This is a genomic window from Micromonospora sp. CA-248260 (assembly GCF_050942205.1).
Classification (GTDB): domain Bacteria; phylum Actinomycetota; class Actinomycetes; order Mycobacteriales; family Micromonosporaceae; genus Micromonospora; species Micromonospora antibiotica.
This window is the reverse complement of the sequence record NZ_CP192021.1, coordinates 3,272,421-3,275,279: the sequence shown is the minus strand read 5'-3', so window position 1 is coordinate 3,275,279 and position 2,859 is coordinate 3,272,421. Positions and strand designations below refer to the sequence as shown.

Sequence of the window (2,859 nt, the reverse complement as noted above, 5' to 3'; positions counted from 1 at the left end):
GCTGTCACAAGCACGACTGCGTCGGCCCGGCGGGCGGGACTACGCTCATGGTGACTGCCACTTAGCACGGTTGCGGATTGCAGATGTGGTCTAGGGGTTCAAATCCTCTGGTAGTCGCCAACAAACGGCAGGGCGGGCCCTCGGGCCCGCCCTGTTCGCCTCGTGCGGGCCGGTGCCCGCGCCGCCGGGGCCGCCGGTGCGGGCGACCGCGCCGGTCACCGCCTCACCCTCTCCGCCGCTGTTCGCACCGCTCGCGGCCGGAGTAACCCGAGTCGACGTGTCCGGCCGGTCCCGTCAGTGCACGACGACCACTGCCGAGGGCGGTTCCAGGTCGGCGAGCCGGGACGGGCGAACCACCAGGAACAGCACCGCCAGCGCCGCCACCATCCCACCCGCCACCACCAGCGCCATCGCCACCGCACCGTTGCCCAGCACCCCCACCATCGGCGCGGCCACCGCACCGACGCCGAACTGCACGGCACCGAGCAGGGCCGACGCGGTGCCGGCCGCCTCGCCGTGGCGGGACAGCGCCAGCGCCGGGGCGTTCGGCATCGCCAGGCCGGCCGTCGCCAGCACCACCCATAACGTCACCAGCAGGGCGGGCAGCCCGCCGAATCCGGTCACGGCGAAGGCCAGCAGCGCCAGCCCGGCCAGCGTGCCGACGCTCAACGAGGTGACCAGGATGCGCTGCGGGGAGAAACGACGCAGCAGCCGTACGTTGTACTGGGCCGCCCCGATCAGGCCCACCGCGCCCGCCCCGAACGCCAGCGCGAACTGCTGCTCGTCTAGCCCGTACCCCTCCTGGAGGACGAAGGACGAACCGGCCACGTACGCGAACAGCGCCGCCATGGCCAGGCCGGCGACCAGGACGAGCCCCACGAAGGTGCGGTCGCGCAGCAGTGAGCCGTACAGGCCGACGGTCGTCCACACGCCGCCCCGTTGACGACGGGCGGCCGGCAGGGTCTCGGGCAGGCCGATCACGGCGAGCACAGCGAGCAGCACGCCGAAGACGGCAAGCGTCACGAAGACACCCCGCCAGTCGGTCCAGCGCAGCACTCCGCCGCCGAGGGTGGGGGCGAGGATCGGCGCCGCGCCCATCACCAGCAGCAGCCGGGAGAGCAGGGTGGCGAAGGCGGTGCCGTCGAACAGGTCACGCAGCACCGCCATGGCGACCACCGTGGCGGCGGCGACGCCGAGGCCCTGCACCACCCGCAGTGCGCCGAGGACGGCGATGTTGGGGGCGACGACGCAGAGCGCCGAGGCCACGACGTGCACCGCGAGCCCGACGATCAGCGGGCGGCGGCGGCCGACCGCGTCGGAGAGCGGCCCGATCAGCAGTTGACCGAGGGCCAGCCCGGCGAGCGTGCCGGTGAGGGTCAACTGGACGGCCGCCGAAGTGGTCGCGAAGTAGGTGGCGATGGCCGGCAGCGCCGGCAGGTACATGTCGATGGTCAGCGGGCCGATGGCGATCAGCGAGCCGAGGACGAGAACGAGTCGCACGCGCTGCCGGCGGGTCATCAGGTCGCCCGGCGTCGACGCGACCTTCGGCGACTGGTCGTGGACGACATCGGTCATCGGGAAGGCTCCGCCCGGTCGGGGCGCGGCCGGACGGTAACGGGTGCGAAGATCACACCTGGCTTCAAATCCGGATCCGCTGTTCTGATTCCCGCTCCACCGAGAGGTAACGCGGGTCACAACCGCTGGTCACGCTCAGGCCGGGTCCGTCCGGCCGTGCCGCCAGTACCCCATGAAGGCGACCGCGCGCCGGTCCATGCCCCGGTCGGCGACGAGGTGCCGGCGCAATGCGCGGATGACGCCGGCCTCCCCCGCCAGCCAGGCGTAGACCGGCACCGGCGAGGTCGGGGTCGGCACCTCCCAGAGCAGAGCCTGGTCGACGTCGACGTCGACGATCGGGCCGGTGGGGTGCACGCCGACGTCGCAGAGCAGGTGGTGTGCCGCGGCGGCGACGGCGGGTAGCAGCCGACTGCCGTGGTCGCCGCCGTCGCGGGGCAGCCAGTCGACCGTGACCCCGGGCGGCGCGACGAGCGGCAGCACGTCGGCCCGGTCCGGCACCTCCAACAGCACCCGGCCCCGGGCGTCGAGGGGCAGCCGCTCCAGGATGGCGCTGATCGCCGGTACGGCGGTCTCGTCACCGGCCAGCAGCAGCTGACCGGCGGCCGGGGGGCGGAACTCGATGCCGCCGTGGTCACCGTGGTAGCCGGCGTCGGGTCCGAGGAGGCCGGCCTCGTCGCCAGGGCGGGCCCGCAACGCCCACCGACCGGCCGGACCGCTGTCGCCGTGCAGCACGAGGTCGATGTCGACCTCGGCCAGATACGGCCGGACCGCCCGGACGGTGTAGGTGCGGATCGGGCAGCGCTCGTCCTCGGGCAGCGCCCGCCAGTGGGAGTACCAGTCGACGCCGCCGGGCAGGTGGACGCCGGGCCGGCCGGGCAGCGGCAGCACCAGCTTGATCCGCTGGTCGTAGCCGTTGTCGGCGAACCGGTCGAGGTCCGGGCCGGTGAAGGTGACCCGCAGGAAGGACGGGCTGAGTCGACGCACCGCGCGTACCTGTACGTCGAACAGCCGCCAGGGGGCCGCGGGCAGGGTCGTGGTGCCGGTGGCGTGGTGGGGCTCCCCCGCCGGGCGAACTCGATCACTAAGCACGTAGGTGAGGCTAACCTAACCAAGAAGATGAATGGCGAGGTGGCCTACCCCGTCCCCGTTCGGGTGAACCGCCGTCGCGGCCACGCCACGTCGCGGCCAGGACCACGCGGGTCTCGACGTGGCGACCCGGTCAGGACCACGGGGCGCACCCGACCCTGCGGCACCGTCGGCGGGCACGACCGGCGGGTACGACCG

At 73.4% G+C, this 2,859-nt stretch carries 2 protein-coding genes; both read right to left on the bottom strand.

Going from position 1 to position 2,859, the window contains the following annotated elements; genetic code table 11:
• Nucleotides 1-294: 294 nt before the first annotated feature.
• The gene (locus ACQP2H_RS14545) at nt 295-1,575 is read right to left on the bottom strand and encodes a multidrug effflux MFS transporter (RefSeq protein WP_255597567.1); all 1,281 of its coding nucleotides are present in this window, start codon (nt 1,573-1,575) and stop codon (nt 295-297) included.
• 135 nt (nt 1,576-1,710) lie between these two features.
• A complete protein-coding gene (locus tag ACQP2H_RS14540) occupies nt 1,711-2,664 on the bottom strand; it encodes a siderophore-interacting protein (RefSeq protein WP_219461696.1) in 954 nt (317 codons plus the stop codon).
• Between the last annotated feature and the right edge of the window lie 195 nt (nt 2,665-2,859).